The following is a 26393-nucleotide window of genomic DNA, read 5'->3' as shown; positions in this document are numbered from 1 at the left end:
TTAAACAAAGATTTTCAGCAATTGTTTTACGAATAAAGAAAATCCTATTACAAAACAGCAAGAATTTGCTGTTTTGCACCATTGAAATCAATCACATCTCCGACCTGCTTGCCCATAAACAATTGCCCAATGGGCGAGGCTGCCGAGATCGCTATATAATCGTGACCTTCCACGTGTAACTTGCCTAAACTGATAGCCATAAAATATGCTGCCTTATTGGTCGTAACCAATGATCCCAGCACGATTGTACCGGTTGTCTGAAGCGGATCCAATTGCTCCAATATAACACGGTCTTTCTTCGCATGGAGAAGCTGTCCTTGATAACGGGTAAGATCCTGTTGAATCATCTCCCGTGACGTTTCATATTTATCCCCTGCACTACTCTTCGTATCACTTTCTAACGATTCCTGTGCCTGTTCCATCGCTAGTACAATTTCCTGAATACGCAATTCCGTATGTGCCATACATTGCGCTCTTAGGGTATTTTTTATATCATTCATACGCTATAACGTAGGTATACTTTAAATCTGTCAAACAAAAAAACGTCATTGCGAAGAGATATCACATCGAAACAACCTATGAAGGTTGCTTCTTCGCTACGCTCATCGCAATGACGAATATAAAACAACTAAACGCGGAAACGCTTAGTTTTTCAAGGCGTCTTTAAGGTTTTTTACTTTTTCCTTTGCTTCACCTGTTACTTCTTTCGCTTTATCCGCTGTTTTATCGGCGGCTTTCTCTACTGCTGCACCCGTTGCTTTAGCAGCATCTTTCGTTGCATCAACAGCAGTGCCAACGCCATGCTCTACCTTCTCACCGGCCTCTTTCACAGTTGCCTTTACTTTTTCTAAAGCAGAGTTTGCTTCGTCAGCTGCCTTTTGCGCTGCTTCTTGTGCTTTCTTATCGCCGCTCTTAATTGCTGCTTCAAGGTCAGCCTTTGCTTGTGCTGCTTTTGCTTCTGCCGCTGCAACACCCTCATCTACCGCACCATGTACATGTCCTTCATGATCGTGACCTTCATGACCTTCGGCATGGTTATGTCCTTCATGACCGGCTTCAGTTGCTACAGAATCTGCTTGTGTTGCTGTAGAAGTGTTTGTGTTGTTACAAGCTACCAAAGCTAATGCAACAAATGCTGATAATACGATTTTTTTCATTTCTCTATTAATTTAAATGTTTATAAAAAGAATATCTTAAGTAAAAAATCCTCACAAAGATTTACCCGTAAATCGTTCCTTTAGCTGCTTCCAACGTGTTTTTCAAAAGACCAACAATCGTCATCAAGCCTACTCCACCTGGTACCGGCGTGATCCATGAAGCTTTCTCTGCTACATTATCAAAATCTACGTCACCATATAATTTAAAGCCTGATTTTGTCTCCGTTGAATCTTCTCTATTGATACCTACATCAATAACGATAGCACCCGGCTTTACCATATCCGCAGTCACAAAATTTTTCTTTCCTATTGCAGCAACGATAATATCAGCTTGTAACACTTCTTCCGCTAAGTTTTGCGTACGGCTATGTGTTAAAGTTACCGTGCAGTTTCCAGGATTACTGTTGCGTGCCAACAAAATGCTCATCGGAGACCCCACAATATTACTACGTCCTACGACCACCGCTTTCTTACCTGCCGTGTCAATGCCATAATGTGCTAACATCAATAAAATACCATACGGTGTTGCAGGAATAAAACAAGGCAAGTTCCGTTGCATGCGTCCGAGATTGATCGGATGAAAACCATCCACATCTTTCCGGTAGTCAATTGCTTCCGTTATTTTATCCGGATCAATATGTTTCGGTAAAGGCAACTGCACGATCAGTCCATCAATAGTAGGGTCTACATTGATTTCCTTAATTTTTGCAATTAACTGCTCTTCCGTAATATCGACATCATATCGAATATTGGTCGAATCAAATCCAACAAGCTCACAATTGCGCATTTTACTCGCTACATAGGTCTCACTACCACCATCGTTCCCCACCAAGATAGCGACCAAATGCGGCTTGCGCCCTGAAGCCGCTGTAAATGCTGCTGCCTCTACTTTGATGTCTTCTTTAATCTTAGCCGATACGAGCTTTCCGTCTAGTAAATTCATGTTTAGTATTACGTGGTTAAATATATGGGTTTCGTATATTTTAATAAATTAATCCAACTTAAGTACAGCCATAAAAGCGGATTGTGGAATCTCCACATTTCCTACCTGGCGCATACGTTTTTTACCTTTTTTCTGCTTCTCCAAGAGCTTACGTTTACGGGAGATATCACCACCGTAACATTTAGCGGTTACATCTTTACGCAAAGCAGAAATCGTTTCACGGGCAATGATCTTCGCACCAATAGATGCCTGAATACGAATTTCAAACTGTTGTCTCGGTAATAACTCTTTCAACTTCTCACAAATCTTTTTACCGAAATCATACGCATTGCTACGGTGAATCAAGGATGACAAAGCATCCACAGGTTCATCATTTAAGCGAATATCTAATTTTACAAGATCCGACTGGCGGTAACCAATTTGGTGGTAATCGAAAGAGGCATACCCTTTAGAAATTGTTTTCAATTTATCATAAAAATCGAATACAATCTCCCCCATCGGCATCTCAAAGACCAATTCAACACGGTCTGATGTAAGATACGATTGGTTTACAATCGTTCCCCTTTTCTGGATACACAAAGACATAACGGGACCAACAAATTCAGCCTTCGTAATGATATTGGCCTTAATGTAGGGCTCCTCAATAAAATCTAATTTACTAGGATCCGGTAAATCCGAAGGATTATGTACCGTTATCTCTTCCTTATCTTTTGATAAAAAGGCTTTATAAGATACGTTGGGAACCGTTGTGATAACGGTCATATTGAATTCACGTTCCAAACGTTCTTGGATAATTTCCATGTGAAGCATTCCCAAGAAACCACAACGGAAACCAAAACCTAGAGCTGCCGATGATTCAGGTTCAAAAACTAGTGAAGCATCATTCAACTGTAATCGGTGCATGGATTCACGCAATTCTTCGTAATCCTCGGTATCCACTGGATAAATACCCGCGAATACCATCGGCTTCACTTCCTCAAAACCTTGAATCGCTGAAGCACAAGGACGCTCACGATGCGTAATCGTATCCCCGACCTTCACCTCACGCGCTTCCTTAATTCCGGATATGATATAACCTACATCTCCCGTCTTAATCACTTCTTTAGGCACCTGATTTAATTTCAACGTGCCTATCTCATCTGCAAAGTACTCCTTGCCTGTAGCGACAAATTTTACTTTGTCACCCTTACGGATTTCACCATTCTCCACCTTGAAATAAGCCATAATTCCGCGAAAGGAATTAAACACAGAGTCGAAGATCAATGCTTGTAAAGGAGCGTCCGGGTCGCCAACAGGTGCAGGCACACGCTCCACAATAGCGCGCAAGATATCAGGAATTCCCATACCAGTCTTTCCTGATGCTGGAATAATATCTTCTCGTTTACCGCCGATCAATTCCACAATCTGGTCTTTCACTTCCTCCGGCATAGCGCCCGGAAGGTCCATCTTATTAAGAATAGGGATGATCTCTAAATCGTGCTCCAACGCTAAATACAAGTTGGAAATCGTCTGTGCCTGAATACCTTGCGAGGCATCAACAATAAGCAGAGCGCCTTCACAAGCAGCAATCGAACGAGAAACTTCGTACGAAAAATCAACGTGTCCAGGTGTATCAATCAAGTTCAAGATATACGGCTGTCCATCTTGTGTATACTCCATCTGAATGGCATGCGACTTAATTGTTATCCCCCGCTCTCTCTCCAAATCCATGTTATCCAACAATTGTGCTTGCGCCTCCCGCTGCGTGATGGTATTTGTATACTCTAATAATCTATCGGCCAAAGTACTTTTCCCATGGTCGATATGTGCGATGATACAGAAATTACGTATATGCTTCATACATGTTTTTATCCAATATTTCTAATTTGCAAACTTAGATAAAAATGCTTTTATAAGCAATTATAATTGAGTATGGTAGAAAAAAAAGCCACTCGAAAGTGGCTCTATCATAATTTGGTTTGGAAAGTAATACTTTTATAACCGTTCTCCATGTTGTGAAAGATCCAAACCTTCCTCCTCTTCTAGCTCACTAACGCGCAGTGGTGTAATCATATCCGTTGCCTTGAGGAGTACAAAAGCCATCACTAGAATAAAAACCGTAGCTCCGATCAGGCCAATTATGTGGGCGAGAAACAATGAACTTTCCCCGTAATAAAGTCCATTTGTTTCCACCGCACTATTGATTGAAGAATGTGCAAAAACGCCGGTAAGCACCATACCAACCATTCCACCGACGCCATGACTAGGAAATACATCCAAGGTATCATCTAGGTTAGATTTTGTACGCCATTCTATTAATAAAGAGCTTATAATAGCAGCTACAGCACCGATCACAATGGAGTGAGGCACGGAAACAAAGCCTGCCGCTGGCGTAATTGCAACCAATCCAATAACGACACCTATGCAGGTCCCCATCGCCGATGGCTTCTTTCCACGTGCAGCATCAAACAGAATGAACATCAGTGCTGCGGCACCCGAAGCAGCCGTGGTCGTCGCCAATGCTGTTGCAGCCAGTTGTGATGCACCAAAAGCCGAACCCGCATTAAAACCAAACCAACCGAACCAAAGCATACCTGTCCCGAGTAAGACATAAGTAATGCGTGCCGGTGTATGCTCTTTAAATTGTTTACCTTGTTTCAAGTATATAGCGGATGCCAATGCTGTTAATCCTGCAGACATATGCACAACAGTACCACCGGCAAAATCTAAAACCCCCATCTTAAAGAGAATCCCATCCGGATGCCATGTAGCATGAGCCAGAGGGGCATAAATAAAAACAAAAAACAGACAGATAAACAAGATATAAGAAGTAAAACGAATCCGCTCCGCAAATGCTCCGGTAATGAGGGCGGGAGTAATAATGGCAAATTTCAACTGATACATCGCAAAGAGTGTAAAAGGAATAGTAGGCGCTCCATCCCAAGGCGCATGATCCAACACATGATTAAACATAAAAAAGGTTCGTGGATCACCGACAATCCCCCCCAGAGACTTCCCAAACACCAAACTGAAACCAAAGACCACCCACAATACCGCAATGACGGCCATACAGATGAAACTTTGAAGCATTGTTGAAATAACATTCTTCTTTTTTACCATACCTCCATAAAAATATGCCAAACCAGGCGTCATTATCAAAACCAACGCTGTAGAAGACAACATCCAGGCAATATCTGCCGAGTTATAAACATACTCATTCGTATTATGAGGTAAAGAAGGATAAAAAAAAGCCACAATTACCAATACAACCATTAAAACAAACGGAAAAATAGATTTTTTTTGATGTGTTGACATATTTTATATGATTTTATAACACAATTATAGTGTATTTTTTAAAATAAAAACAATTTTTATTTTAAAAAATAAACAACAAAAACACAAATAAACCAAAAACAATACATTAAAAATGAACAAAAATTACAAAAACAATAAAAACAAACATAAAATACAACCAAACAAACATTAAAATACGTACACAATGACGTTTCAAGGCAAAAAAACAACAATACCATCAATTTTCTTTATTTTAGCATGAAAGAATCATCAGAATCGAGCAAAAAAATTAAAATGAGAGTATTTATATCTAGAAATATACCCGAAGAAGGTATTACATATCTTAAAAAAGAAGGATTAGAAGTAATCGTTAATACCGAAAACAAGCTACTGACAAAAGCCGAGCTCATCGCTGCTTGTCAGAATGCAGATCTTTTACTCAATGTTGGACATGCAGATCTCGATGCTGACTTCATATCCGCCTGTCAACATCTGAAAGGTATTGCGCTAGCCAGCGTTGGTTACGATCATATTTCATTACCCGAAGCGACAAAACATGGTATTGCAGTTAGCAATACACCCGATGTGTTAAGCGGAGCAACGGCAGATACAGCCTTTTTGTTGATGCTTGCAGTATCTAGAAAAGCATTCTATCGCGCCCAACAGGTGAAGGACGGCGAGTGGAGAGATTTCGAATTCATGAAAGACCTGGGAATAGAGCTCAATGGAAAGACATTAGGTATCTTCGGTATGGGCAGAATAGGTATTGAAATGGCTAAAAAAGCGAAAGGTGCCTACAACATGAATATTATCTACCACAACCGTAGCCGAAATGAAGCGGCAGAAAAAGCAGTTTCTGCGCAGTACGTGAACTTTGATGATCTACTAACACAAAGCGACGTGATATCAGCCCATAGCTTCCTGAGTCCGGAAACGACGCATATATTTAATGCTGATGCATTTAAGCGCATGAAAAAGTCGGCGATTTTTATCAATACAGCACGTGGAAAGATACACCAAGAAGCAGAACTAACACGCGCCTTAGAAGATGGCGAAATCTGGGGTGCAGGCCTTGACGTAACAGACCCGGAACCTATGTTACCAACAAATCCGTTATTAAAGATGCCGAATGTCTGTGTATTACCTCATATTGGCTCTGCCACTATCGAAACGCGCACACAGATGGCTCTCTTAGCGGCTAGCAACCTAGTCGCTGTCCGTAACGACGTTGCGATGCCACAGATTTTAAATCCAGAAGTGTATGGTTAAATAAAAAGGGTCGGTTTAGAAAACCGACCCTTTTTTTATCAAGCTTTGCTTGTTTATTTTTTCGCTGTAAGAGAAACTTTGAAGTTAATCTCTTTAGAGATCAAATCATCTTCCTTACCTGAATAGCTTACCCCCCAATCCTCGCGTGCAATATTAAAGTCTGCATTAACCTTAACAACCGCATCAGTAAGTTCTAACACTTTAGCGTCGAAAGAGATGTTTTTACTCACACCTTTAATCGTCAAGTTACCTGAAACTTTAACATCGTCAGCCGCAGCACCTGCCGCAATACTTGTAATATCGAATTTTGCTTCAGGGAATTTTGCTACATCAAAGAAATCTTCATTTTTTAAGTGACCATCTAACTTCTCTTTCCATTCACCTTCAAGATCAGTCGAACTAATTGTATTCATATCAAGCACAAAAGATCCACCGATAATTTTTCCGGCATCCGTTGTTAGGCTACCTGAAGTGATATTAATAACACCATGGTGTGCACCTGTTACTTTTGTTCCTGTCCACTCTACTTTAGATGCAGCAGCATCAACAGTATACGCTACACCTTCTACAGCTGGAGCTGTAGTTTCTACTGAATCTGTAGTTTCGGCTTTCTTTCCTTCTGGATTACCTGCACACGATGCTAATACAACCGAGGCAGCAATGGCTAATAATGCGATTTTTTTCATGTTGTTGTTTTGTTTTTTTATTATATGTTACAACGTATTCTTTTGCAAAAATAATATAGTTTATAGTAAATACTATTTACGTTTTATATTTTAACACTAAAAAGACAAACGAGTTAGTGTGCCGGTTGCGCATCGACCCGTCGGATATCTGCTCCCAAGGCTTTCAATCGCTCCTCAATATCTTGATACCCGCGTTCAATCTGCTCAATGTTATAAATCACAGATTTACCTTGCGCCGACAATGCAGCGATCAACAACGATACCCCAGCACGAATATCAGGAGAAGTCATCTCAATACCACGTAACTTAGTCTGATTCTTCAAGCCAATCACAGTTGCTCTGTGTGGATCACATAAGATAATTTGCGCTCCCATATCGATCAATTTATCGACAAAAAACAAACGGCTTTCAAACATCTTTTGATGAATAAGTACATTTCCTTTTGCCTGAATTGCCGTCACCAAAACAATACTTAACAAATCCGGTGTAAATCCAGGCCATGGGGCGTCAGATACCGTTAAGATGGAACCATCAATAAATGTATCAATCTCATACGACTCCTGTGCAGGAATAAAGATATCATCTCCACGGAGTTCGAATTGAATACCCAGCTTTGCAAAAACTGTTGGAATAATCCCGAGCTCCTTAAAACAAACATCTTTAATCGTAATCTCGGATCCTGTCATCGCTGCCAATCCAATAAAAGAACCAATCTCAATCATATCGGGCAACATCCGATGTGTCGTACCACCCAAGCGCTCTACACCTTCAATCGTCAACAAGTTCGATCCAATACCGGAAATATTGGCGCCCATACGGTTCAACATTTTACACAACTGCTGCAAATAAGGTTCACAAGCTGCATTATAGATAGTCGTTGTACCTTTTGCTAACACAGCAGCCATAACAATATTGGCCGTTCCAGTTACGGATGCTTCATCCATCAAGATATATGTCCCTTTCAACTCCGTCGCATCGACATTGAAAAAGTTGTTTTCCGCATCGTAAACAAACTTAGCACCTAATTTTTCAAAGCCCAAGAAGTGTGTATCCAATCTTCTACGACCTATTTTATCGCCTCCTGGCTTAGGTATCGCAGCTTTCCCAAAACGTGCTAGTAGCGGACCCACAATCATAATCGACCCACGTAAGCTTCCTCCTTTTTGTTTGAATTCTTCGGATTGAAAATAATCTATATTGATATCTTTCGCCTCGAACTCATACGTATCTTTATTGACACGGGAAACCTTAACACCTAAAGCCGCTAGTAAGTCAATAAGCTTATTCACATCTTTAATATCGGGAATATTGCTTATCGTCACTTTCTCCTCGGTAAGAAGTACAGCTGACAAAATCTGTAAGGCTTCGTTTTTTGCCCCTTGAGGCACAATCTCACCTTTTAATTTCTTCCCTCCAATAATTTCAAATGCATTCATATTTTGATTTAATACTTTTTTTCTACTTAACGTAATTGATACTGCCCTAATTTTTGAAACACGAAGAGCAATTGGAAAACGAAACCGCCTCTCAATTGCCCTCCATATATTAACTATGTTTTAAACTAACGTTTAAAACCACCCTTTTTCGGTACAAAGTTTTTCTTGCCGCCGCCGCCGCTGCCACCACCAGAATACTGTTTCTTATAGTTGCTATTACTTTGACCGTGTCCCGAGTTGTTATTGTTGTTACTTTTTTGATTGGTATTTGTACCCTGCGTTTTCACACGGCTTCCTGGAGGAGGTGTCTTGAAATCCACTTTGGTAAGCACCGTATCCGCTGGTAACTGTAATTCGCCCCCAGAAAGTTCTGTTAGGTCATGAATAATATGATCGTCCTGCACACTATCCTTGTTCCACGTCATATAGGCCATTTTCATGAAATTAGCGATGGAGATCGCCATCTTCTGCTTTGCCTCAACCGTCGGCATCAACTTGGCTTTTTCAATCATTCGCTCTACGGTAAAACCGTAGTGCTTAAAACGAATTCTATGCTGTGGGTAGTCTAACAAGTCAGGTTTATGCTGAATTTCATCGCGTGTAGGCACTGGGTAAGGTGAATCTACATCAATTTTAAAATCAGAAATGATATGTAAATGATCCCATAGCTTATGCTTAAAATCAGAAACATCTCTTAAATGCGGATTCAAAACCCCCATCATATCGATTACAACTTGTGCATATCTATTACGCTCTTCTTTGGTTGGAAGCGTACAGATATAGTCAACCATATTCTGCACATTTCTTCCATATTCAGCCAAAATTAATTTTGGTCTTGTACTATTGTAATCGAATTCCATATAAATTATTTAGATATCGTAAAAACGATGCAATTCTTTTTTTATTCTTTAAACTATCCTAAGTTTTGCAAATTTAAGCAACAATTGTTTCTGCCCCAACTCTTTGAAGAAAATAGTTGCTTTTATATCTTGTTTATTTCCTTCCAGGTTAACGACCTTCCCAAAACCAAATCGTTCATGCTCAACTTCCATACCAACTTGTAAACCTGTCGTATCTGATGGACTAAAGCCTTCGGTTGGTACGTGTGCCTTTGGTAAGATAGAAGTCGTCTTCATCACCTTTGGCTTAGGCTTGGTAAATGTATCTTGATCCTTTTGTTTCCAAGCCATACGTTCTCCCTGAAAACCTCCATCCATGGACGTCATGGGTGATCGAGGCTGAAAATCAAGCGCTAAGCAAGATGGATCTAACTCATCCAAAAAACGACTCGGCTCGCAGTTGTTCAATGTGCCCCAGCGGTACCGCGAGGTGGCATATGATAAATGTAACTTCTTCTCTGCACGGGTAACGGCAACATAAAATAAACGCCGCTCTTCTTCCAGCTCTGAACGCGAATTAAGCGCCAGTTGAGAAGGAAATAGATTTTCCTCCAAGCCAACAATAAACACAACAGGATATTCCAGTCCCTTCGAGGAGTGAATCGTCATTAACGAAACAGTATCCGCATTTGGATCCTTATCATTGTCGTCATTTGTCAACAAGGCAATATCCTGCATAAAAATATCCAAGCCTTTTTCAGCGATATCCTCTCGTTCCGAAAACTCCTTGATACCGTTCAGTAATTCCTGAATATTCTCGTACCGACTTAATCCTTCGACCGATTTATCTTCATACAAATCCTTCAGAATCCCACAGTGCTGCGCGATATGCATAGCGACATCAAATGCAGAACCAGTCTTTGCTAAAGCTTGAAAACTTTGGATCATGAGACCAAAATTCCCAACCGCTGTTGCACTTCGACCGTCCAAGAACATCTGTGCATTAACCACCACATCCCACAAGCGAAATTGACGCTGATCTGCCGTGACCATAATCTTTTCAATGGTTGTATCGCCTATACCTCGACGCGGATAATTGATTACACGCTTCAAGGCTTCCTCATCATTCGGGTTGAATGTCAATCGGAAGTAAGCGATCAAATCCTTAATCTCTTTACGCTGATAGAACGAAGTACCACCATATAACTTATACGGAATACCAATTTTACGCAAAGCCTCCTCCATAGCACGTGACTGCGCATTGGTACGATACAAGATTGCAAAATCTTTATATTGTAATCCTTTTAAGGACTTCTCTTGTGCGATAGCCTCAGCAACGATCTTCCCTTCCTCATTATCTGAAAAAGCACGAGCAACCTTAATCTTCTCCCCTTCTTCGTTATCTGAGAATACATTCTTCTCTAACTGATTTTTATTCTTTTCGATCACACTATTTGCCGCATTGACAATCATTTTTGTGGACCGATAGTTTTGTTCCAATTTAAAAACTTTAACATCCGGATAATCCTTTTGAAAATTAAGGATATTCTGAATGTTAGCACCCCGGAAGGCATAGATACTCTGCGCATCATCCCCTACCACACATATATTCTCACTGACAGCCGCTAAGCGTTTCACGATCAGGTACTGTGAAAAGTTGGTATCCTGATACTCATCCACCATCAGATACTTAAACTGGTGCTGATATTTATGAAGCACATCAGGATGCTTATTAAGAAGCACATTGGTCTTGAAAAGCAAGTCATCAAAATCCATTGCCCCGGCGCGGTAACATCGCTGCGCATAGGTCATATAAAGTTGACCGATCTGCCCCCGACCATTGGCAATATCTTCAGCCATGATGGCTTCATTTTTATTGTATTCTTGTGGCGATATCAAATTATTCTTAGCAGATGAAATACGACCGTAGACATGGTTTACATTATACAGCTTATCATCTAAGTTCATCTCCTTAATGATCGCACGCAGCAAGCTTTTGGAATCGTCAGTATCGTAGATGGTAAAGTTTTTAGGATAACCGATCAATTCCGCCTCCACCCGTAGGATACGTGCAAAAACAGAGTGAAAAGTCCCCATCCAAATATTCTTAGCTTCCTGCCCTACGACTTTCATAATACGTTCCCGCATTTCTTTAGCCGCTTTATTCGTAAAGGTAAGTACCAATATATTGAATGGGTCAACTCCCTGACGTATCAAGTGAGCAACCCGATATGTAATAACGCGTGTCTTTCCCGAACCGGCACCGGCAACAATCATTACCGGTCCTTTTATCTGTTCTACAGCCCCCCGTTGAGAGGGATTTAATCCAGCTAAATAATCCAAATCTTTCTCCTAAAATATTTTTGAATATGCGTATCTCCCCAGGCATAATAACCTTCCGACACGTTCTTGTTGAGCGGTAATCAGCACCTTTTAAGCACCAATACAGGTAATACCCAAACAGTTGTAAATTTACTAAAAAAAACTGGTTTTTCCTAGCGAAAAAGAAGGGGTTGTAGTGGTTTCCTACGAGTGCGACACAGAGCTGACAAGTCACATTGAGCCTACCGAAGTGCGCCCAAGTGCTTTATTAAAACCCGCCGATGCGCGCCTGCCTGCGGTAGGTAGGCGCGCATCGGCGCTATATTTTAAGACAAACGGAGCTACCGCGAGAAGCCTAACCCTTTCTTAAAAAGGAGCGTCATCTGGCATATCGTTCATGCGTGAAGGCATCGTAATACCACCACCGCCATCAAAACCGCCACCAAAGCTACCGCCAAAGGAATCTGACGGTCCCATTGCCGAACTAAAACTATCCGGACTATTGAATGAGTCACCACCAGCCCCAGCAAAATCCTCTTCTAAATCCACGAACTTAACATACTTACCCACAAATTTCAACGGCACTATTCCCGTCTCACCATTACGGTGCTTTGCAATAATAACCTCCCCTACACCGGCTGTCGGGCGACCTTCTTCGTCTTCCGTTAAACCATAGTATTCCGGACGGTACAAGAAAAGAACCATATCAGCATCCTGCTCGATAGATCCCGATTCACGTAAATCGGATAACATCGGACGTTTACTGTTACCAGGTCTTGATTCTACCGCACGACTCAATTGGGAGAGCGCCAACACCGGAATATTCAACTCCTTAGCTACCGACTTCAATGCCCGCGAAATACTACCAATCTCCTGCTCCCGGTTACCACCACCTTTTCCTTCGGCTTTACCATGCATTAGCTGCAAGTAATCGACAATAACCATCTGAATATCATGTTGCGCTTTTAAGCGTCGACATTTTGCTCTAAATTCGAAGACGTTTAAAGCCGGGGTATCATCGATAATCAATGGCGCCTCCGTTAAACGACCAATCCGTGAGTGTAATTGTTGCCACTCGTGATCCGCTAAATTTCCTTTCTTCAGCTTTTCCTGCTCAATCTCGGTTTCCCCAGCAATCAAACGATTCACCAATTGCACCGACGACATCTCCAGGGAGAATACCGCAACGGGCTTACTGTGATCGACCGCCGCATTCCGCGCAACAGACAATACGAAAGCCGTCTTACCCATCGCCGGACGAGCCGCAATAATAACCAAGTCAGACGGCTGCCATCCTGAAGTCATCCGGTCTAACGCCGTCAGTCCGGAAGGAACCCCAGTTAAACCATCCGTACGGTCGCGCAATAACTCTAAGTTGGAAATTGCCTCCCGCATAATATCATCCATTTTCCGCGAGTCACGTCGAAGGTTATTCTGCGCAATATCAAAAAGTGACTTCTCCGCATGATCCAGCAGGTCAAAAATATCAGCCGTCTCATCATACGAACTATTTATAATCTCCGTAGAAACCTGAATCAGCTCCCTTTGAATATACTTTTGTGAGATAATACGAGCATGGTACTCGATATTCGCTGCCGAAACAACGCGATCGGTAAGCTGTGTGATATAATAAGCGCCACCTGCCATTTCTAAGGCTCCCATCTTACGTAACTCGGCCGTGACCGTTAACAAGTCAATCGGTGAAGTTTGTTGAAACAGGTTAAATATAGCCTCGTAAATTTTTTGATGCGCTTCTTTGTAAAATGATTCCGGCTTCAGGATATCGATAATCTCGCTTAAGGCATTTTTCTCCAGCATCAACGCGCCCAATACGGCCTCTTCGAGATCCAAAGCTTGAGGTGGTAATTTCCCCAACCCTCCAATCACATTATGGAGACTAGCACGTTTCTTTCCAAAGCTGGGTTTACCACCTGGATTATTCGAAAAATCAGTTTCTGAAGCCATTCTTACGGGTTAAAATAGTTTAAATCAACAACCGATCCTCTTTCTAAAAAAAACAGACCGGGATAACAAAATTAGAAAAAATAATGAGCATCAATTTAACAATTTCTAAACATACCAAAAACGTTGCTCCAACAAGTATGCGAAAGCGCTCATTACAAGAGCATCCGCAAAACCACCTCTTTCCACAAGTTATGTTAAAAACGTGTGGAAAACAAAAATATTTCACTAAAAGACAGACATTTATAAAAATGTTAACAACTACATTGTTTGTAGAAAACAAAAAAGTCCACCCCTCTCCTAAAGCTTAAAACCGCCTCCTAAAGCCCTACCTTCTCATTGCCAAACACTTATGATCAGCAAGGCAAAAGTTATTGTATTTATCCACCTTTTTTGGTGTGTCACAAACACCATTTTTCGGTATAAAACGGGATGACAAAAATAGACGGAAAAATAGATAAGAGTTTAGCGCAGTTATTCGTGAATACAACGCATTTTACGTAAGTTTGTCTTATGGCAAATGATACTTCAGCAATAAAACCTTACAAAGGTAAAGAAGGTGGAAAAAAAGAGCAAGTTGCAGACATGTTCAACAATATTTCCAAAACGTATGATGTCCTCAACCGTATGATGACCATGGGCATAGACACCATATGGCGTAAAAAAGCAATCCGTTCACTTAAAAGTATTGCGCCACAACTTATATTAGATGTTGCTACCGGAACAGGAGATTTTGCCATTGAATCACTTCGGATACTAAATCCAAAGAAAATAATTGGCGTCGACATTTCGCAAGGTATGTTGGATGTTGCACAACAAAAAATAAACAAAAAAGGACTAGAAGGCCGTTTCGAAGTGCAGCTCGGCGACTCCGAACGTCTACAATTTGAAGACAATACGTTTGATGCCGTTACTGTAGCTTTTGGCGTCCGTAATTTTGAAAACCTAGCACAAGGACTTTCAGATATTCGTCGTGTACTAAAACCGGGAGGAAAAGCTATTATATTAGAGCTTTCTAATCCAACAGCTTTTCCGGTAAAGCAATTATATCATTTTCACTTCCACACCCTAACACCTGCTCTAGGCAAACTGATTTCTAAAGATTCAAGCGCCTACAGCTACTTGCCAGAGTCTGTCGCTAATTTCCCTGATGGAGCACGATTTGCTGCCATTACAAATTCTGTCGGATTTAAAGAGACTCGCGTACGACCACAAACATTTGGTTTCTGTACCATCTACGAATGTACTAAATGAGAAAGTTACAGGTATACATCATTCTAGTCTTGAGTCTCTGTAGCATTGCTGCACGAGGGCAAAAGGGTATTTCCCTCCCATTTTCTTCTTTTTATGATGAAAATGCATGGTTGTCTCTAGGACTGCAGTACAATTATGTGAATTCAACCTACAGGTTAGGCTTGAAAGAAAATTGGGGCAACATGGGAATTAGAAATGTGCCTGTAAATAATGATTTGCGAATCGAGGAATTCAGTGCGATACAGGCTAAACCAAGCCACGGCATGTCGGTCAGTATTCCGGTCGAGCTTCGTTTATCGGATAACCTTTCTACGACGTTTCAACCAACATTCAACTTTCTGAATACAGGAGGTGTAAACTATAGCGGGACGCAAATTAATTCCCAAGGTGAAGAGATAAACGTTACGATTACCCGAAATATGCTACACCGTGTAGCAACGAATATTAAAGGAGAGAATTTCAATGCCTTCGAGTTTCCGTTAAATCTTAAATTTCGTTCCGACGAAAAGACCCTTCCAAACAAATTCAACCGTTATCGTGGCTACCTTACAGGCGGCGTACGCTATACCCGATGGGTCGATATTCAAAAATCTTACAGCAAAATGCTATTGATTGAAGATATACGGGATCGTCCGCAAAATATGATCTTTAAACCTGGGTACTATTCTTGGGAAGTTGGTTTTGGTGCTGAAATATTCTTCACCTACTTTCGGATGTCTCCCGAAATTAAATTCATTCAAAGTTTTGGCGACATCCTTGATCATGGACACGAACTGACGAGAGGAAATGCGTTTATGGCTCCGCTCGACAAAACATTACTACGCAATATTCAATTTAGTTTAATATTTCAATAATATGAGAACCGTATTTATCACCGGCGCAAGTTCAGGAATCGGTGCTGCATGCGCCGAAGTTTTAGCGAGTGAGAAAAAATACCGTCTTTTACTTTGTGCCAGAAGGCTATCCAAGCTAACCGAGTTACAGGAACGTATACAAGCGCAGAACCCGGACTGTGAGGTCTTTTGTTTTGAACTGGATGTGCGTGATCAATCCGATATTATCCAAAAACTAAAAAACCTGCCTAACGATTGGAAGGATATTGATATCCTGATCAACAACGCTGGACTTAGTCAAGGGCTCGACCTTATCCAAAATGGAGATCCCGACGATTGGGACCGTATGATCGACACCAATGTTAAAGGTTTGCTTTATGTAACCAAGCATACTATTCCATTGATGCAAGAAAGCACACATCCGCATATCATTAATCTGGGATCCATTGCCGGTAAAGAAGTTTACCCAAGTGGGAATGTCTACTGCGCGACGAAGCACGCTGTAGACGCATTGACCAAAGCAATGCGTATCGACCTGCTAGAAAAAGGCATCAAGGTCACATCGATCGACCCTGGAATGGTAGAAACTGAGTTCTCGGAAGTACGCTTCAAAGGAGACAAAGAGCGGGCAAAGAATGTGTATAACGGACTAACACCTTTGTCTGGAAAAGATATCGCGGATATTATCTCCTTTGTACTGTCCAGACCGACGCATGTCAATATAAACGATTTACTGGTTATGCCTACAGCGCAGGCTAGCGGCACCATCGTCAAGCGCGATACCCTGTAACAGTTTTTCATAGCATATAGCAGAATATCTGCTGTTACTGTATTCCGACTTAGCGACTTTTACAAAACTTAGCGACTTTACAAATTACAAATAAAAACACCATGACGTTAGAAGAAAAAATAAACCAAGATATCAAGGCTGCGATGATCGCCAAAGATCAAGCAAAACTACGCGGCCTTCGTGCAATTAAAGCGGCTATATTATTGGCTAAGACTGAAAAAGGACATACTGAAGAATTATCACAAGACACCGAAATCAAGGTTTTACAAAAGCTGGTTAAGCAACGTAAAGAATCGGGTGAGATTTACAAAGCACAAAACCGAGAGGATCTTTTTCAAATTGAATTTGAAGAACAAGAGGTGATTGAAAGTTACCTTCCAAAACAATTAGACCGTACAGCGGTAGAGGATATTATTAAAGCTATTATCACCGAAGTAGGTGCTACGTCGGTTAAAGATATGGGTAAAGTAATGGGGGCAGCAAATCAAAAGCTAGCGGGTCAAGCGGATGGAAAAACAATTTCCGAGGTTGTTAAAGACCTATTAAAATAAAAAAGAGGCTAACGCCTCTTTTTTATTTTCTTTTATCGCCATAATGCTTATCCCGCTCATAGGTTTGCATGTGACGTTCCTTTTTCGCTGGATAAATATCATCTAAGGTAATCATAATACCCGTTTCCTCTACTTCTCCAAACTCATCGTTCAAAGCTGTTCCAAACATACGCATGGTAGGCGACAGGTTCATATAGGTATTGATCAATGGAGGAATATTCTCACCCAATTCACGCACCTTTGTATTCAACACCTTGTATCCCGCTTTATAATCCAAACCATCGAAAATGCCTTTATAAGCAGAGATATCTGTTTTATACCCTACTTTCAAATGATCATACGGCGTTACTAATCCTTCTTTATCTGGAAAGTAAAACTCCATAAAATAAATGAGTAGATCACGTGCTACGGCATTATACTGTGGATACATGGTTACCTTTCCGAACAAGTATTTCACATCTGGATTGATCACCACCAACGCACCTAAACCATCCCATAGATTATCCAAGGAAAACAATCCTTTCCGATTATCAATTGCTGGCTGAAACCGAGGCTGAACCCAAGAGCGGCCCAATTCCAAGGTAAAGGGCATATACTCTGTTTTGAATTTTTCCGAAAAATCAAAATAATGCGCTGTTGAGAGATGTACCTCTCCCTTGCTATCGATTGCATCTGCACACTTAATTACGCGATACCCTGCAATAATTTCTTCTTCTTCCGGATTCCATGCAATCAGTTGATCGTAGTTATGTGCACAGGTGTCATTCTCGTCAATATCCAACGCCAATCCCGTGCCACCACCTGCGCCCCGGAAGGTAAGCTCCCGAAGACGGCCAATCTCTTTCATGATGTGAGGTGACCGGTGATAATTCACTAAGTAAACCTCGTTGTTCCCATTATTTGTATAACGCACAAAAGCCTCTTTGGAAAGCTCTGCTTTTATCAATTCTCTTTCTACCGGTGCAATTAATTCTTGCATAAATTATTTATTATCCCCCATACTGTATACGTGCGTTCTCACTTCTTTTGCCCACTCCTTCTCACTTTTGGACTGATCGAAATGTGTATATGGAATTCGCTCTCCAATGCGAATCGTTACCCGTTGATTACGTTGCGAAAACATTTCATCAGGCAAATATAACATCTCTAAATTAACCTTTAAGCCTAACTTCTCCCGAAGTCTGGCTAAATTATAGAAAAAATTGGAGTTTCTTCCGTCTATATATACAGGAACGACGTCCCTTTTATATTTTTTTGCTTTTGTGATAAAGCTTTTTTTCCATTCCAAATCCTGAATCCTTCCTTCAATTTTTCGGGAAACCAACCCTGCTGGAAAAATCAACAATGCATTATCAGAAGCGTAGGCCTGATCAATGGCCATAATGCCGCTTTTTGCTTGATTCCCAACCTTATTAACTGGAATAAACAAAGGCTCCAGGTTTCTTATATTGAGGAGAATATCATTCACCAAAAACTTTACATCTCTGCGATAGCGACCTATCGCATGCATAATAGCAATGCCGTCCAACCCTCCCAAAGGATGATTTGACGCAAAAATAACACTATCATCCAAAGGAATCCCTTCCCCTCCTTCCAACACCACATTTACACCTAGCTCTTCAATCAATGCATCGACAAAGTCCAACCCATAAAGATCTCTAAACTTAGTCATGATATAATTAATATCATCCTCGTGAATCACACGCTCAAGGTAACTGATAAGTGGTTTAGGAATCCATTTTGCCAACTGGGGACTTTTTTTATGAATAACGTTCCGCACCTGAATAAACTTAACCTGTTCTTCTGGGTTCATTTTTGATAGTAAGCGTCTTTATTATAATTTTTATTATGCGCCGTAAAATTAAGTAAAATTATATTTTAAAGCAGTAAATTCACTGAATATTTCTATTTTAGCCCACAATCGTTGGTTTATGGCAAAGGATCAATAAGTCAACAAAAAGTGTAATTCCATATTTTTTTGTGGCAAAAGCATCTCTGATTTAAACGTTTTCATTTTTTTTGTGTTTAATCTTATAGAAGGTCTTACAAAGAAGTGATCGCCAAAGCCTGAAAGATAGTCCACAAGGATTCTTTCTGAGACCAACACAAAAGTATCATCTAAGAAAGGAGTTCATTATGTACATCGCTGAAGCACATACACAGGTTGACTACGAGCTAAAAACAACAGACAGCATCAGTTATGCCTTGAACAAAATGAGTGAACTACACACCCATCAGCTACCTGTTGTCGATCAACATTCTTTTCTTGGAATCATACAGGAAGAACAACTTCTTGATGCCATAGATGAAGATGCAAGTCTAGCAAGCCTATCCATGCATTTCCGGTTTTTATACCTGTACGGCGATCAGCATATCTATGATGCACTTCAATTTATGACGGCGCACCACCTCGATATCCTTCCCGTTCTTGATAAAGACAATCACTATGTCGGGATATTAACGGCTAATAGTTTGCTTCCGCAACTGAATGAAATATTAGGCAACAATGAGCCGGGGGCCATTATCGTTTTAGAGCTGGGAAAAAACGATGTTTCTTTCTCTCATATCGCGCACCTTATTGAGTCCGAAAACACGCGAATTATCAGCACTGCCGTGCGGGAGATTGCTGACAGCACCAAAGTGGAAATGACCATTAAAGTAAACAAGCAAAACATCGCTTCTTTGGTTGCTTCCTTATGGCGTTTTGATTACACCGTAACGGCTACCTTCAACGACGGAAACCCCGATACGGACATCAAGGAGCGCTATGACATCCTGATGAATTATTTAAATTTATAAGAATCGTCCTTTTTTTATCATCTTTGCAAGAAGTTTCTGGTAAAAATTAAGCGCATGCAAGAAAAGACCATAGCCATATATGGCAGAGAGTTCAATGCTTCTGTTCTTCCTTATGTTGAACAACTATTCACCTATCTTCGGGAGAATAATGTGCAAGTTTATGTTCATTCTGATTTCTATAATTTCTTAAAAAAACAAGTGGAATGCCCCAGCAACTGGCTACTCTATTATAGCCATGTAGATCTGCCGGCAAACATATCATTCCTGCTTAGCTTGGGCGGCGATGGAACTATGCTTTCTGCCGTTTCGCTCGTTCGCGACTCGGGCATCCCCATTGCTGGGATTAACTTTGGACGCTTAGGCTTCTTAGCGGCTATCCATAAAACACAAATAGTACAAGCTTTAGATGCCATCTTTGCGGGAAACTTTACCCTACAAAAGAGAGACTTATTGGAGGTAACCGGAAATGATCAAAAACTCTTCGGAGAGGAAAACTTCGCTTTGAATGATATTACGGTATTCCGACACGACACCTCGTCCATGATCACCATCAATGCAGTTCTTAATGGTGAACTCTTAAACGCATATTGGGCCGATGGAATAATCATTGCTACGCCAACCGGTTCTACAGCGTACTCGCTGAGCTGTGGTGGTCCTATTATGATGCCGGGTAGTGGTAATTTTGTTATCACACCAATTGCCCCGCACAATTTAAATGTTCGTCCCATCATAATATCAGCAGACAGTGTACTCGATCTGGAAATCGAAAGCCGCACCGAAAAATACATTCTGAGCTGTGACTCAAAGAGTGAAACTGTCGAGACAAGCATCAAACTACGAATCCGCCGTGCACCATTCGGGATCAACCTGATACGCCTATCCGAACAAAGCTACTTTAGCACACTTCGCGAGAAACTGCTATGGGGGTTAGATGTCAGAAACTATTAGCAAACGTCCGCACACCCCATGATGGAAGGCCTAGAAGTCATTATCCTTAAATTTAACAGAATTTAATACCGGCTAATTACCGCAAATAATATATCTTTACACGAGAAAAAAACCATAATTTGAAACGACTATCCTATTTGATCTTTGGCATCGGCATGATGCTATCGAGTGTTGCCAAAGGGCAGCAGTGGGAAGTTGGTATCAACGGTGGAGCCACTGGTTTTATGGGCGATGTAAACCCAGACAATCCTTTTTATTTAAAAAATGCTGGTGGAGGTTTCTTTCTCAAACGAAACTTCAATTCGACATGGGGCGTACAGTTGGCCTACAACTACCTACAACTTTATGGAAATGATAGCGATGACAAAGATCCATACCGCAATTCACGGGGACATTTGTTTTACAATAAAGTACACGAATTAGCACTGCGGGGAGACTTCAACTTCTTTCGATATATCCCTGACAAGGAATTAAACCGCTATACCCCCTACCTCTTTGGAGGGCTAGGCGTGATGAAACACAATCCGTATGTGAACATTAAAGATGGTGGAAAGTACAACCTCGCGGATCTACAGCTTCAAGATGATAATAGTATCAAAAAGATAGCTCCTTTTGTGCTGGTAGGTACGGGTTTTAAGTATAACATCAAAGGTGCCTGGACCATAGGTGCCGAAGTGGGATATAGAACAGCTTTTAACAATGATATAGATAATATATCGAATAAGTACCCGCAGTATAGCGCCATAGATGCTGTACGATTACCGGAGGAATTCCGTACTGTCGTTGCTTCTGGAGATCCGGCTTTACCGTCCGAATACGAACCAAACGGCCTGTGGCTAAACTTGGCGTACCCGAATGGCGATTACAGCACCTATCAAGGCAAAGCAAAAAGACATGGCCGCAAAAGGGATGGCTATATGACGGTGGGCTTTACACTATCATTCACCTTTTTAGATAAACGATGCTATTGGTGGCTGTAGTGATGAATATTAGTAATACAAGAAAATGAGTTTTAAGGATAAACTTCGTAACGATAATTTACCAAAACATATTGCCATTATTATGGATGGCAATGGTCGCTGGGCGAAAGGGATAGGAAAGCTACGTATTTTCGGTCATCAAAATGGGGTGTCGGCCGTACGGGAAGCTATGGAAGGAAGTGTAGAAATAGGAATCAAGCACCTCACCCTCTATGCCTTTTCATCTGAAAATTGGAACAGGCCAAAACTTGAGGTTCGCGCACTGATGGAGCTTCTCGTAAACACACTGACCAAAGAAACAAAAACATTTATGGCTAATGGCATCCGCCTAAATACAATTGGCGACCTGGATGCTTTACCAGAAAACTGTAGACAAAAGCTTATAGATACGATCGAGATTACAAAAGATAACGATCGTTGTGTGTTAACATTAGCCTTGAGCTACGGTTCTCGTGCTGAACTCGTTGATGCAACTAAAGCTATTGCGCGGAAGGTACAGGAAGGCGTATTACAGCTGGAGGATATTACAGAACAGACCATTCATGATCACCTTTACACGGCTCATATTCCCGATCCAGATTTACTGATCCGCACGGGTGGTGAGCAGCGCATAAGCAACTACCTGCTTTACCAAATGGCTTACACCGAGCTCTGTTTTTTAGACAAAATGTGGCCTGAATTTAAGCGCGAAGATCTCTATGAAGCAATTTTCGATTACCAGCAAAGGGAAAGAAGATTCGGCAAGACCAGTGAACAATTGTAATATTTATTTACCTTTGCAGCATCCGATAAATGCCTAATGTCTAGGGGCTCCGGCAATTATTTTCTTTTAACAAAAATTAACAAGAGATTGGTGTACTTTAGCACCGAGAAAACAGAATAAATGAAGCGCATATTATTTTTTATAACTTTTACTTTACTTCTGGGAGGACAGCAGACATTTGCTCAAATCCGAGGTAAAAACCCGATCAATCTAAACGATCCCAACGAGATTAGCTACCTAGATCCGAAAAATTACGTTATTGGTGGCGTCCGCGTTACGGGTACCGAATATCTTGACAGCGACGTTTTGATTACGATCTCGAAACTTGTCGTTGGTCAATATATCGAAGTACCGAGTGAGGCTACCGCAAATGTTGTAAAAACATTAATGTCACAAAATCTATTTGATGATGTTCAGCTGTATGCAGAGCGTATCGAAGGAGATAACATTTATTTGGAAATTCGTGTGCAAGAACGTCCACGCCTGACACGTATAGATATCAATGGTCTAAAGAAAGCGGAAACAGAAGAAATCCGTAAACGTCTAAACACCAATACGGGTAAAATTGTCAATGACAACTTACTTAAAACGACGCAGGCAACCATCCAAAAATTCTTACGTGAGAAATCTTTCTTATACCCAGAAATAAAAATCACGACAGCAAAAGATACCGCACAAGCTAACAATGAAATTGTTATTGTTAATGTCGAAAAAAATAAAAAAATCAAAGTACACAAAGTACACTTTGATGGACAAGAGGCTTTTTCAAGCGGTCAACTGCAAAAATACCTTAAAGGTGTAAAGCCTCGGAAGTGGTACCGCATTTTTGGCCCGGGTAAATTTAAAGACGATAAATACAAAGAAGCAAAACAAAACTTAACTGCAAAAATGCAGGATAAAGGATACCGTGATGCCGAAATTCTTTCTGATAGCGTTGTTCGTTATGACAATAATGAAGTCGATATTTATCTGAAATTACATGAAGGACCTCGCTACTTTGTTGGAAATATTGAATGGTCCGGAAACTCTAAGTACACAGATTCTGTCTTAAACTTAATCTTAGGTATTGAGAAAGGTGATGTATACAGCGAAGAAAAAATCACAACCAAATTACAAGGACCAACGCGTAACTCTGATGATATTAGCGCCTTGTACCAAAATGATGGTTACTTAACTTTTGGTATTCAACCCATCATCAAGCGCATCTATAACGATACAGTCGATTTAGAAATCGTATTGAGTGAAGGTAAACAGTTCACGATCAATAACGTGATTGTTAAAGGGAACGATGTAACAAACGATAAAGTTGTTTTACGTTCTATCTATACAAAACCAGGACAGAAGTTTTCACGTGAATTATTAATGCGCAGTGTCCGTGAAATCTCTCAATTAGGAATGTTTGATGAACAAAAAATCACGCCTAACCCGACCAACTTGAACTATGAGGACGGAACCACGGATCTAGAATATAGAGTAACAGAAAAACCGTCCGATCAGGTAGAGCTTTCGGGAGGTTACGGAGCCGGACAAGTTATTGGTACGCTTGGTTTGACCTTCAACAACTTCTCTACAAGCAATATGTTCAAAAAAGACGCGTGGAAACCATTACCTCGTGGAGACGGACAAAAACTAAGCGTTCGTGGACAGACGTCTGGTAAACGTTACCAATCGTACAGCTTCTCCTTCTCTGAACCTTGGTTAGGGGGTAAAAAACCTATCTATTTCGGTTTGAGTGCTTACACTTCTAGCTCTTCATACGGTGGTTTTAACTACTACACCGGACAACAAATGGTAGCGGATAGAGATTTGAACAGAATTTGGATGACGGGGGTTACAGCAACATTGGGTAAACGTTTACAGTGGCCTGATAACTACTTCCAGATTAATACATCTTTATCGTTCCAACGTTACAAATTGCAGAATTACGGTAACTACTTCTTGTTCTCAGATGGTACAGCATATAACATGAACATCACCCAAGAGATAAGCCGTAACTCAGTTGATGCACCAATCTATCCGACATCAGGATCACATTTCCGTTTCTCGGTACAATTGACACCGCCATACTCTTCGTGGAACAATATCAATTACCAAACAGCAGCGGATAATGTTAAATACAAATGGACAGAGTATCACAAATGGAAATTCGATAGCCAATGGTACACTAAGGTGGCTGGTAAACTTGTATTAAAAGCACAAGCACAGTTTGGTTATTTGGGTAGCTACACCAACAAAACACCGACTTCAACATTTGAGCGCTTTAAACTTGGTGGTGATGGTATGCAAGGGTTTGACTTCTTGCAAGGTTCGGAGATCATTGCTATGCGTGGCTATGCCAACGGTACGTTGATTCCAGAATCTACAGGAAATGGTTATGAGCGTATCGCGATCAACTCAGGTAGTCCAATCTATGCAAAATACCAAATGGAATTGAGACACCCAGTAATGTTGAATGAACAGGCTACAGTATTTGTTCTTGCATTTGCTGAAGCTGGAAATACATGGAATAAATTCAGTGAAGTAAACCCGCTTAAAATGCGCCGTTCAGCTGGTGTTGGAGCACGTATCTTCTTACCAATTTTTGGTATGTTAGGTATTGACTACGGTCACGCCTTTGACCCTATCCCAGGACTACGCTCGAGCGAGTGGAAGCAAAACTTTACATTCAGTATCCTTCAGAACATGGGCGGATTCTAAGAATCCTGACATATACGGGCAAAGGAGGCACTTTAATAAGTGCCTCCTTTTTTATTAAATGAGGATTTAATTTTCACGGGCAAAGGACTGATTCGCTTATTATTGAGTTAAAATATGTTAAAGGAGGAAATTAAACCTTTATTAGCAGGTTTTTTATTACTTTTGGCAAGTAAAAATCTTTCATGAAATAAAGGCGGATTTTAAACTTTTTGGAACTATAATTGTCCTACAGAGTGTAAGCTTAACTTTAAGAAATATGAAAAAAATAATATTTGTAATTGCTTTTGTAGCTTCTTCCATAACCGCAGCCTTTGCACAGCGTATGGCGTATGTGGATTCGGAATATATTTTGAAGCACATTCCGGAGTATGTTTCAGCACAGAAACATTTAGATGATTTGGCTACGAACTGGCAAGAGGAAGTAGATAAGCAGTATGGTGAGATAGAAAAACTGTACAAAGCATATCAAAACGATCAAGTATTACTAAACGACGATATGCGTCGTCGTCGTGAGGACGAGATCGTAAACAAAGAAAAACAAGTTAAGGATTTTCAGCGTCAAAAGTTTGGTTATGAAGGAGACCTGTACAAAGAACGTATCCGTTTGGTAAAACCCATTCAAGATCGCGTTGCTAAGGCCATCCAGGATATTGCCAACAATCAAGGTTTAGATATCGTTCTAGACAAAGGCAGTGAGGTTACTTTTTTGTTTGCCAATCCAAAATTGGATAAAAGTAATGACATCATTACTAAATTAGGCTTTAAGCCAGATCCAAGCTTGTCAAACTAATTTTTTTGTTTATTATTGTAAATACAAATTAATTATTAACATCATAAAAAAAGTGTGGTATTAGGCTTGCGTAGTTTAATACGAAAAGATTAAAATGGAAA

General features: G+C 40.7%; 23 protein-coding genes. 11 read left to right on the top strand and 12 right to left on the bottom strand.

Going from position 1 to position 26393, the window contains the following annotated elements:
- Positions 1-47: 47 nt before the first annotated feature.
- From E2P86_RS06060 to E2P86_RS06040, 5 genes are all read right to left on the bottom strand, one after another.
- A complete protein-coding gene (locus tag E2P86_RS06060; RefSeq protein ID WP_134431555.1) occupies positions 48-500 on the bottom strand; it encodes a 3-oxoacyl-ACP synthase in 453 nt (150 codons plus the stop codon).
- Between the two features lie 144 nt (positions 501-644).
- Positions 645-1157 (bottom strand): hypothetical protein, encoded by a 513-nt coding sequence (locus tag E2P86_RS06055; RefSeq protein WP_085472554.1) that lies wholly within the window; start codon positions 1155-1157, stop codon positions 645-647.
- 61 nt (positions 1158-1218) lie between these two features.
- Positions 1219-2100, bottom strand: a complete 882-nt coding sequence (locus E2P86_RS06050; RefSeq protein WP_085472553.1) for a bifunctional 5,10-methylenetetrahydrofolate dehydrogenase/5,10-methenyltetrahydrofolate cyclohydrolase — start codon at positions 2098-2100, stop codon at positions 1219-1221.
- Between the two features lie 48 nt (positions 2101-2148).
- Complete coding sequence (gene lepA, locus E2P86_RS06045) at positions 2149-3939, bottom strand: translation elongation factor 4 (RefSeq protein WP_085472552.1); 1791 nt, start codon at positions 3937-3939, stop codon at positions 2149-2151.
- A gap of 135 nt (positions 3940-4074) precedes the next feature.
- On the bottom strand, positions 4075-5394 hold the full coding sequence (locus tag E2P86_RS06040) for an ammonium transporter (protein WP_134431553.1): 1320 nt from the start codon (positions 5392-5394) through the stop codon (positions 4075-4077).
- A 273-nt stretch (positions 5395-5667) separates the two neighbouring features.
- On the opposite strand from E2P86_RS06040, the gene E2P86_RS06035 reads away from it, so the two are divergent.
- Positions 5668-6642 carry a 2-hydroxyacid dehydrogenase gene (locus tag E2P86_RS06035; protein WP_085473017.1) on the top strand — a complete coding sequence of 325 codons (975 nt, stop codon included), beginning with the start codon at positions 5668-5670 and terminating at the stop codon, positions 6640-6642.
- Positions 6643-6695: 53 nt separating this feature from the next.
- Here E2P86_RS06035 and E2P86_RS06030 read toward each other — a convergent pair whose 3' ends face one another.
- The 5 genes from E2P86_RS06030 to dnaB form a co-directional block, all read right to left on the bottom strand.
- The gene (locus tag E2P86_RS06030; RefSeq protein WP_134431550.1) at positions 6696-7328 is read right to left on the bottom strand and encodes a YceI family protein; all 633 of its coding nucleotides are present in this window, start codon (positions 7326-7328) and stop codon (positions 6696-6698) included.
- Between the two features lie 113 nt (positions 7329-7441).
- Entirely contained in the window at positions 7442-8764 is a 1323-nt protein-coding gene (gene murA / locus E2P86_RS06025) for a UDP-N-acetylglucosamine 1-carboxyvinyltransferase (RefSeq protein ID WP_134431547.1), read from the bottom strand.
- 125 nt (positions 8765-8889) lie between these two features.
- Complete coding sequence (locus E2P86_RS06020) at positions 8890-9624, bottom strand: DUF4290 domain-containing protein (protein ID WP_085472548.1); 735 nt, start codon at positions 9622-9624, stop codon at positions 8890-8892.
- 48 nt (positions 9625-9672) lie between these two features.
- A complete protein-coding gene (locus E2P86_RS06015; protein WP_085472547.1) occupies positions 9673-11946 on the bottom strand; it encodes an ATP-dependent helicase in 2274 nt (757 codons plus the stop codon).
- Between the two features lie 345 nt (positions 11947-12291).
- Entirely contained in the window at positions 12292-13890 is a 1599-nt protein-coding gene (gene dnaB, locus E2P86_RS06010; RefSeq protein WP_134431544.1) for a replicative DNA helicase, read from the bottom strand.
- A 510-nt stretch (positions 13891-14400) separates the two neighbouring features.
- On the opposite strand from dnaB, the gene ubiE reads away from it, so the two are divergent.
- The 4 genes from ubiE to E2P86_RS05990 all read left to right on the top strand — a co-directional run bounded on the left by ubiE (position 14401) and on the right by E2P86_RS05990 (position 17315).
- Positions 14401-15141 (top strand): bifunctional demethylmenaquinone methyltransferase/2-methoxy-6-polyprenyl-1,4-benzoquinol methylase UbiE, encoded by a 741-nt coding sequence (gene ubiE / locus E2P86_RS06005; RefSeq protein ID WP_085472545.1) that lies wholly within the window; start codon positions 14401-14403, stop codon positions 15139-15141.
- Complete coding sequence (locus tag E2P86_RS06000) at positions 15138-15995, top strand: hypothetical protein (protein WP_085472544.1); 858 nt, start codon at positions 15138-15140, stop codon at positions 15993-15995. Before ubiE ends, E2P86_RS06000 begins: the two co-directional genes overlap by 4 nt.
- Before the next feature lies 1 nt (position 15996).
- Positions 15997-16764 (top strand): SDR family NAD(P)-dependent oxidoreductase, encoded by a 768-nt coding sequence (locus tag E2P86_RS05995; protein ID WP_134431541.1) that lies wholly within the window; start codon positions 15997-15999, stop codon positions 16762-16764.
- Between the two features lie 101 nt (positions 16765-16865).
- Positions 16866-17315 (top strand): GatB/YqeY domain-containing protein, encoded by a 450-nt coding sequence (locus tag E2P86_RS05990; RefSeq protein WP_085472542.1) that lies wholly within the window; start codon positions 16866-16868, stop codon positions 17313-17315.
- 22 nt (positions 17316-17337) lie between these two features.
- Here E2P86_RS05990 and E2P86_RS05985 read toward each other — a convergent pair whose 3' ends face one another.
- Both E2P86_RS05985 and E2P86_RS05980 read right to left on the bottom strand, forming a co-directional pair.
- Positions 17338-18294, bottom strand: coding sequence for a GNAT family N-acyltransferase (locus E2P86_RS05985; RefSeq protein ID WP_134431538.1), 957 nt, complete (start codon positions 18292-18294; stop codon positions 17338-17340).
- A gap of 3 nt (positions 18295-18297) precedes the next feature.
- Positions 18298-19128 (bottom strand): 1-acyl-sn-glycerol-3-phosphate acyltransferase, encoded by an 831-nt coding sequence (locus tag E2P86_RS05980; protein WP_134431535.1) that lies wholly within the window; start codon positions 19126-19128, stop codon positions 18298-18300.
- A gap of 323 nt (positions 19129-19451) precedes the next feature.
- On the opposite strand from E2P86_RS05980, the gene E2P86_RS05975 reads away from it, so the two are divergent.
- From E2P86_RS05975 to E2P86_RS05950, 6 genes are all read left to right on the top strand, one after another.
- Positions 19452-20114 carry a CBS domain-containing protein gene (locus tag E2P86_RS05975; protein ID WP_134431532.1) on the top strand — a complete coding sequence of 221 codons (663 nt, stop codon included), beginning with the start codon at positions 19452-19454 and terminating at the stop codon, positions 20112-20114.
- 54 nt (positions 20115-20168) lie between these two features.
- Positions 20169-21062 (top strand): NAD kinase, encoded by an 894-nt coding sequence (locus tag E2P86_RS05970; protein WP_085472538.1) that lies wholly within the window; start codon positions 20169-20171, stop codon positions 21060-21062.
- 119 nt (positions 21063-21181) lie between these two features.
- Positions 21182-22042 carry a type IX secretion system protein PorG gene (porG, locus tag E2P86_RS05965; protein WP_134431529.1) on the top strand — a complete coding sequence of 287 codons (861 nt, stop codon included), beginning with the start codon at positions 21182-21184 and terminating at the stop codon, positions 22040-22042.
- Between the two features lie 25 nt (positions 22043-22067).
- Positions 22068-22805: an isoprenyl transferase gene (locus E2P86_RS05960; protein ID WP_085472536.1), complete on the top strand. Its 738-nt coding sequence runs from the start codon at positions 22068-22070 to the stop codon at positions 22803-22805.
- 120 nt (positions 22806-22925) lie between these two features.
- Positions 22926-25502 (top strand): outer membrane protein assembly factor BamA, encoded by a 2577-nt coding sequence (gene bamA, locus E2P86_RS05955; RefSeq protein WP_085472535.1) that lies wholly within the window; start codon positions 22926-22928, stop codon positions 25500-25502.
- A gap of 256 nt (positions 25503-25758) precedes the next feature.
- Positions 25759-26292 carry an OmpH family outer membrane protein gene (locus tag E2P86_RS05950; RefSeq protein WP_085472534.1) on the top strand — a complete coding sequence of 178 codons (534 nt, stop codon included), beginning with the start codon at positions 25759-25761 and terminating at the stop codon, positions 26290-26292.
- Positions 26293-26393 lie beyond the last annotated feature (101 nt).

Origin of the sequence: Sphingobacterium psychroaquaticum (genome assembly GCF_004421025.1) — a bacterium.
Taxonomy (GTDB): Bacteria; Bacteroidota; Bacteroidia; order Sphingobacteriales; family Sphingobacteriaceae; genus Sphingobacterium; species Sphingobacterium psychroaquaticum.
This window is presented reverse-complemented; position numbering and strand designations above follow the sequence as displayed.

Excerpts from the sequence above, each read along its gene's own strand:
- E2P86_RS06040 (WP_134431553.1), bottom strand. The coding sequence starts at position 5,394 with ATGTCAACACATCAAAAAAAATCTATTTTTCCGTTTGTTTTAATGGTT.
- E2P86_RS05950 (WP_085472534.1), top strand. The coding sequence starts at position 25,759 with ATGAAAAAAATAATATTTGTAATTGCTTTTGTAGCTTCTTCCATAACC.
- E2P86_RS06000 (WP_085472544.1), top strand. The coding sequence starts at position 15,138 with ATGAGAAAGTTACAGGTATACATCATTCTAGTCTTGAGTCTCTGTAGC.
- E2P86_RS05985 (WP_134431538.1), bottom strand. The coding sequence starts at position 18,294 with ATGCAAGAATTAATTGCACCGGTAGAAAGAGAATTGATAAAAGCAGAG.
- E2P86_RS06050 (WP_085472553.1), bottom strand. The coding sequence starts at position 2,100 with ATGAATTTACTAGACGGAAAGCTCGTATCGGCTAAGATTAAAGAAGAC.
- E2P86_RS06055 (WP_085472554.1), bottom strand. The coding sequence starts at position 1,157 with ATGAAAAAAATCGTATTATCAGCATTTGTTGCATTAGCTTTGGTAGCT.
- E2P86_RS05975 (WP_134431532.1), top strand. The coding sequence starts at position 19,452 with ATGTACATCGCTGAAGCACATACACAGGTTGACTACGAGCTAAAAACA.
- murA (WP_134431547.1), bottom strand. The coding sequence starts at position 8,764 with ATGAATGCATTTGAAATTATTGGAGGGAAGAAATTAAAAGGTGAGATT.
- E2P86_RS05960 (WP_085472536.1), top strand. The coding sequence starts at position 22,068 with ATGAGTTTTAAGGATAAACTTCGTAACGATAATTTACCAAAACATATT.
- E2P86_RS05990 (WP_085472542.1), top strand. The coding sequence starts at position 16,866 with ATGACGTTAGAAGAAAAAATAAACCAAGATATCAAGGCTGCGATGATC.
- ubiE (WP_085472545.1), top strand. The coding sequence starts at position 14,401 with ATGGCAAATGATACTTCAGCAATAAAACCTTACAAAGGTAAAGAAGGT.
- E2P86_RS06020 (WP_085472548.1), bottom strand. The coding sequence starts at position 9,624 with ATGGAATTCGATTACAATAGTACAAGACCAAAATTAATTTTGGCTGAA.
- E2P86_RS05995 (WP_134431541.1), top strand. The coding sequence starts at position 15,997 with ATGAGAACCGTATTTATCACCGGCGCAAGTTCAGGAATCGGTGCTGCA.
- E2P86_RS05980 (WP_134431535.1), bottom strand. The coding sequence starts at position 19,128 with ATGAACCCAGAAGAACAGGTTAAGTTTATTCAGGTGCGGAACGTTATT.
- dnaB (WP_134431544.1), bottom strand. The coding sequence starts at position 13,890 with ATGGCTTCAGAAACTGATTTTTCGAATAATCCAGGTGGTAAACCCAGC.
- E2P86_RS05970 (WP_085472538.1), top strand. The coding sequence starts at position 20,169 with ATGCAAGAAAAGACCATAGCCATATATGGCAGAGAGTTCAATGCTTCT.
- E2P86_RS06060 (WP_134431555.1), bottom strand. The coding sequence starts at position 500 with ATGAATGATATAAAAAATACCCTAAGAGCGCAATGTATGGCACATACG.
- bamA (WP_085472535.1), top strand. The coding sequence starts at position 22,926 with ATGAAGCGCATATTATTTTTTATAACTTTTACTTTACTTCTGGGAGGA.
- lepA (WP_085472552.1), bottom strand. The coding sequence starts at position 3,939 with ATGAAGCATATACGTAATTTCTGTATCATCGCACATATCGACCATGGG.
- E2P86_RS06035 (WP_085473017.1), top strand. The coding sequence starts at position 5,668 with ATGAGAGTATTTATATCTAGAAATATACCCGAAGAAGGTATTACATAT.
- E2P86_RS06030 (WP_134431550.1), bottom strand. The coding sequence starts at position 7,328 with ATGAAAAAAATCGCATTATTAGCCATTGCTGCCTCGGTTGTATTAGCA.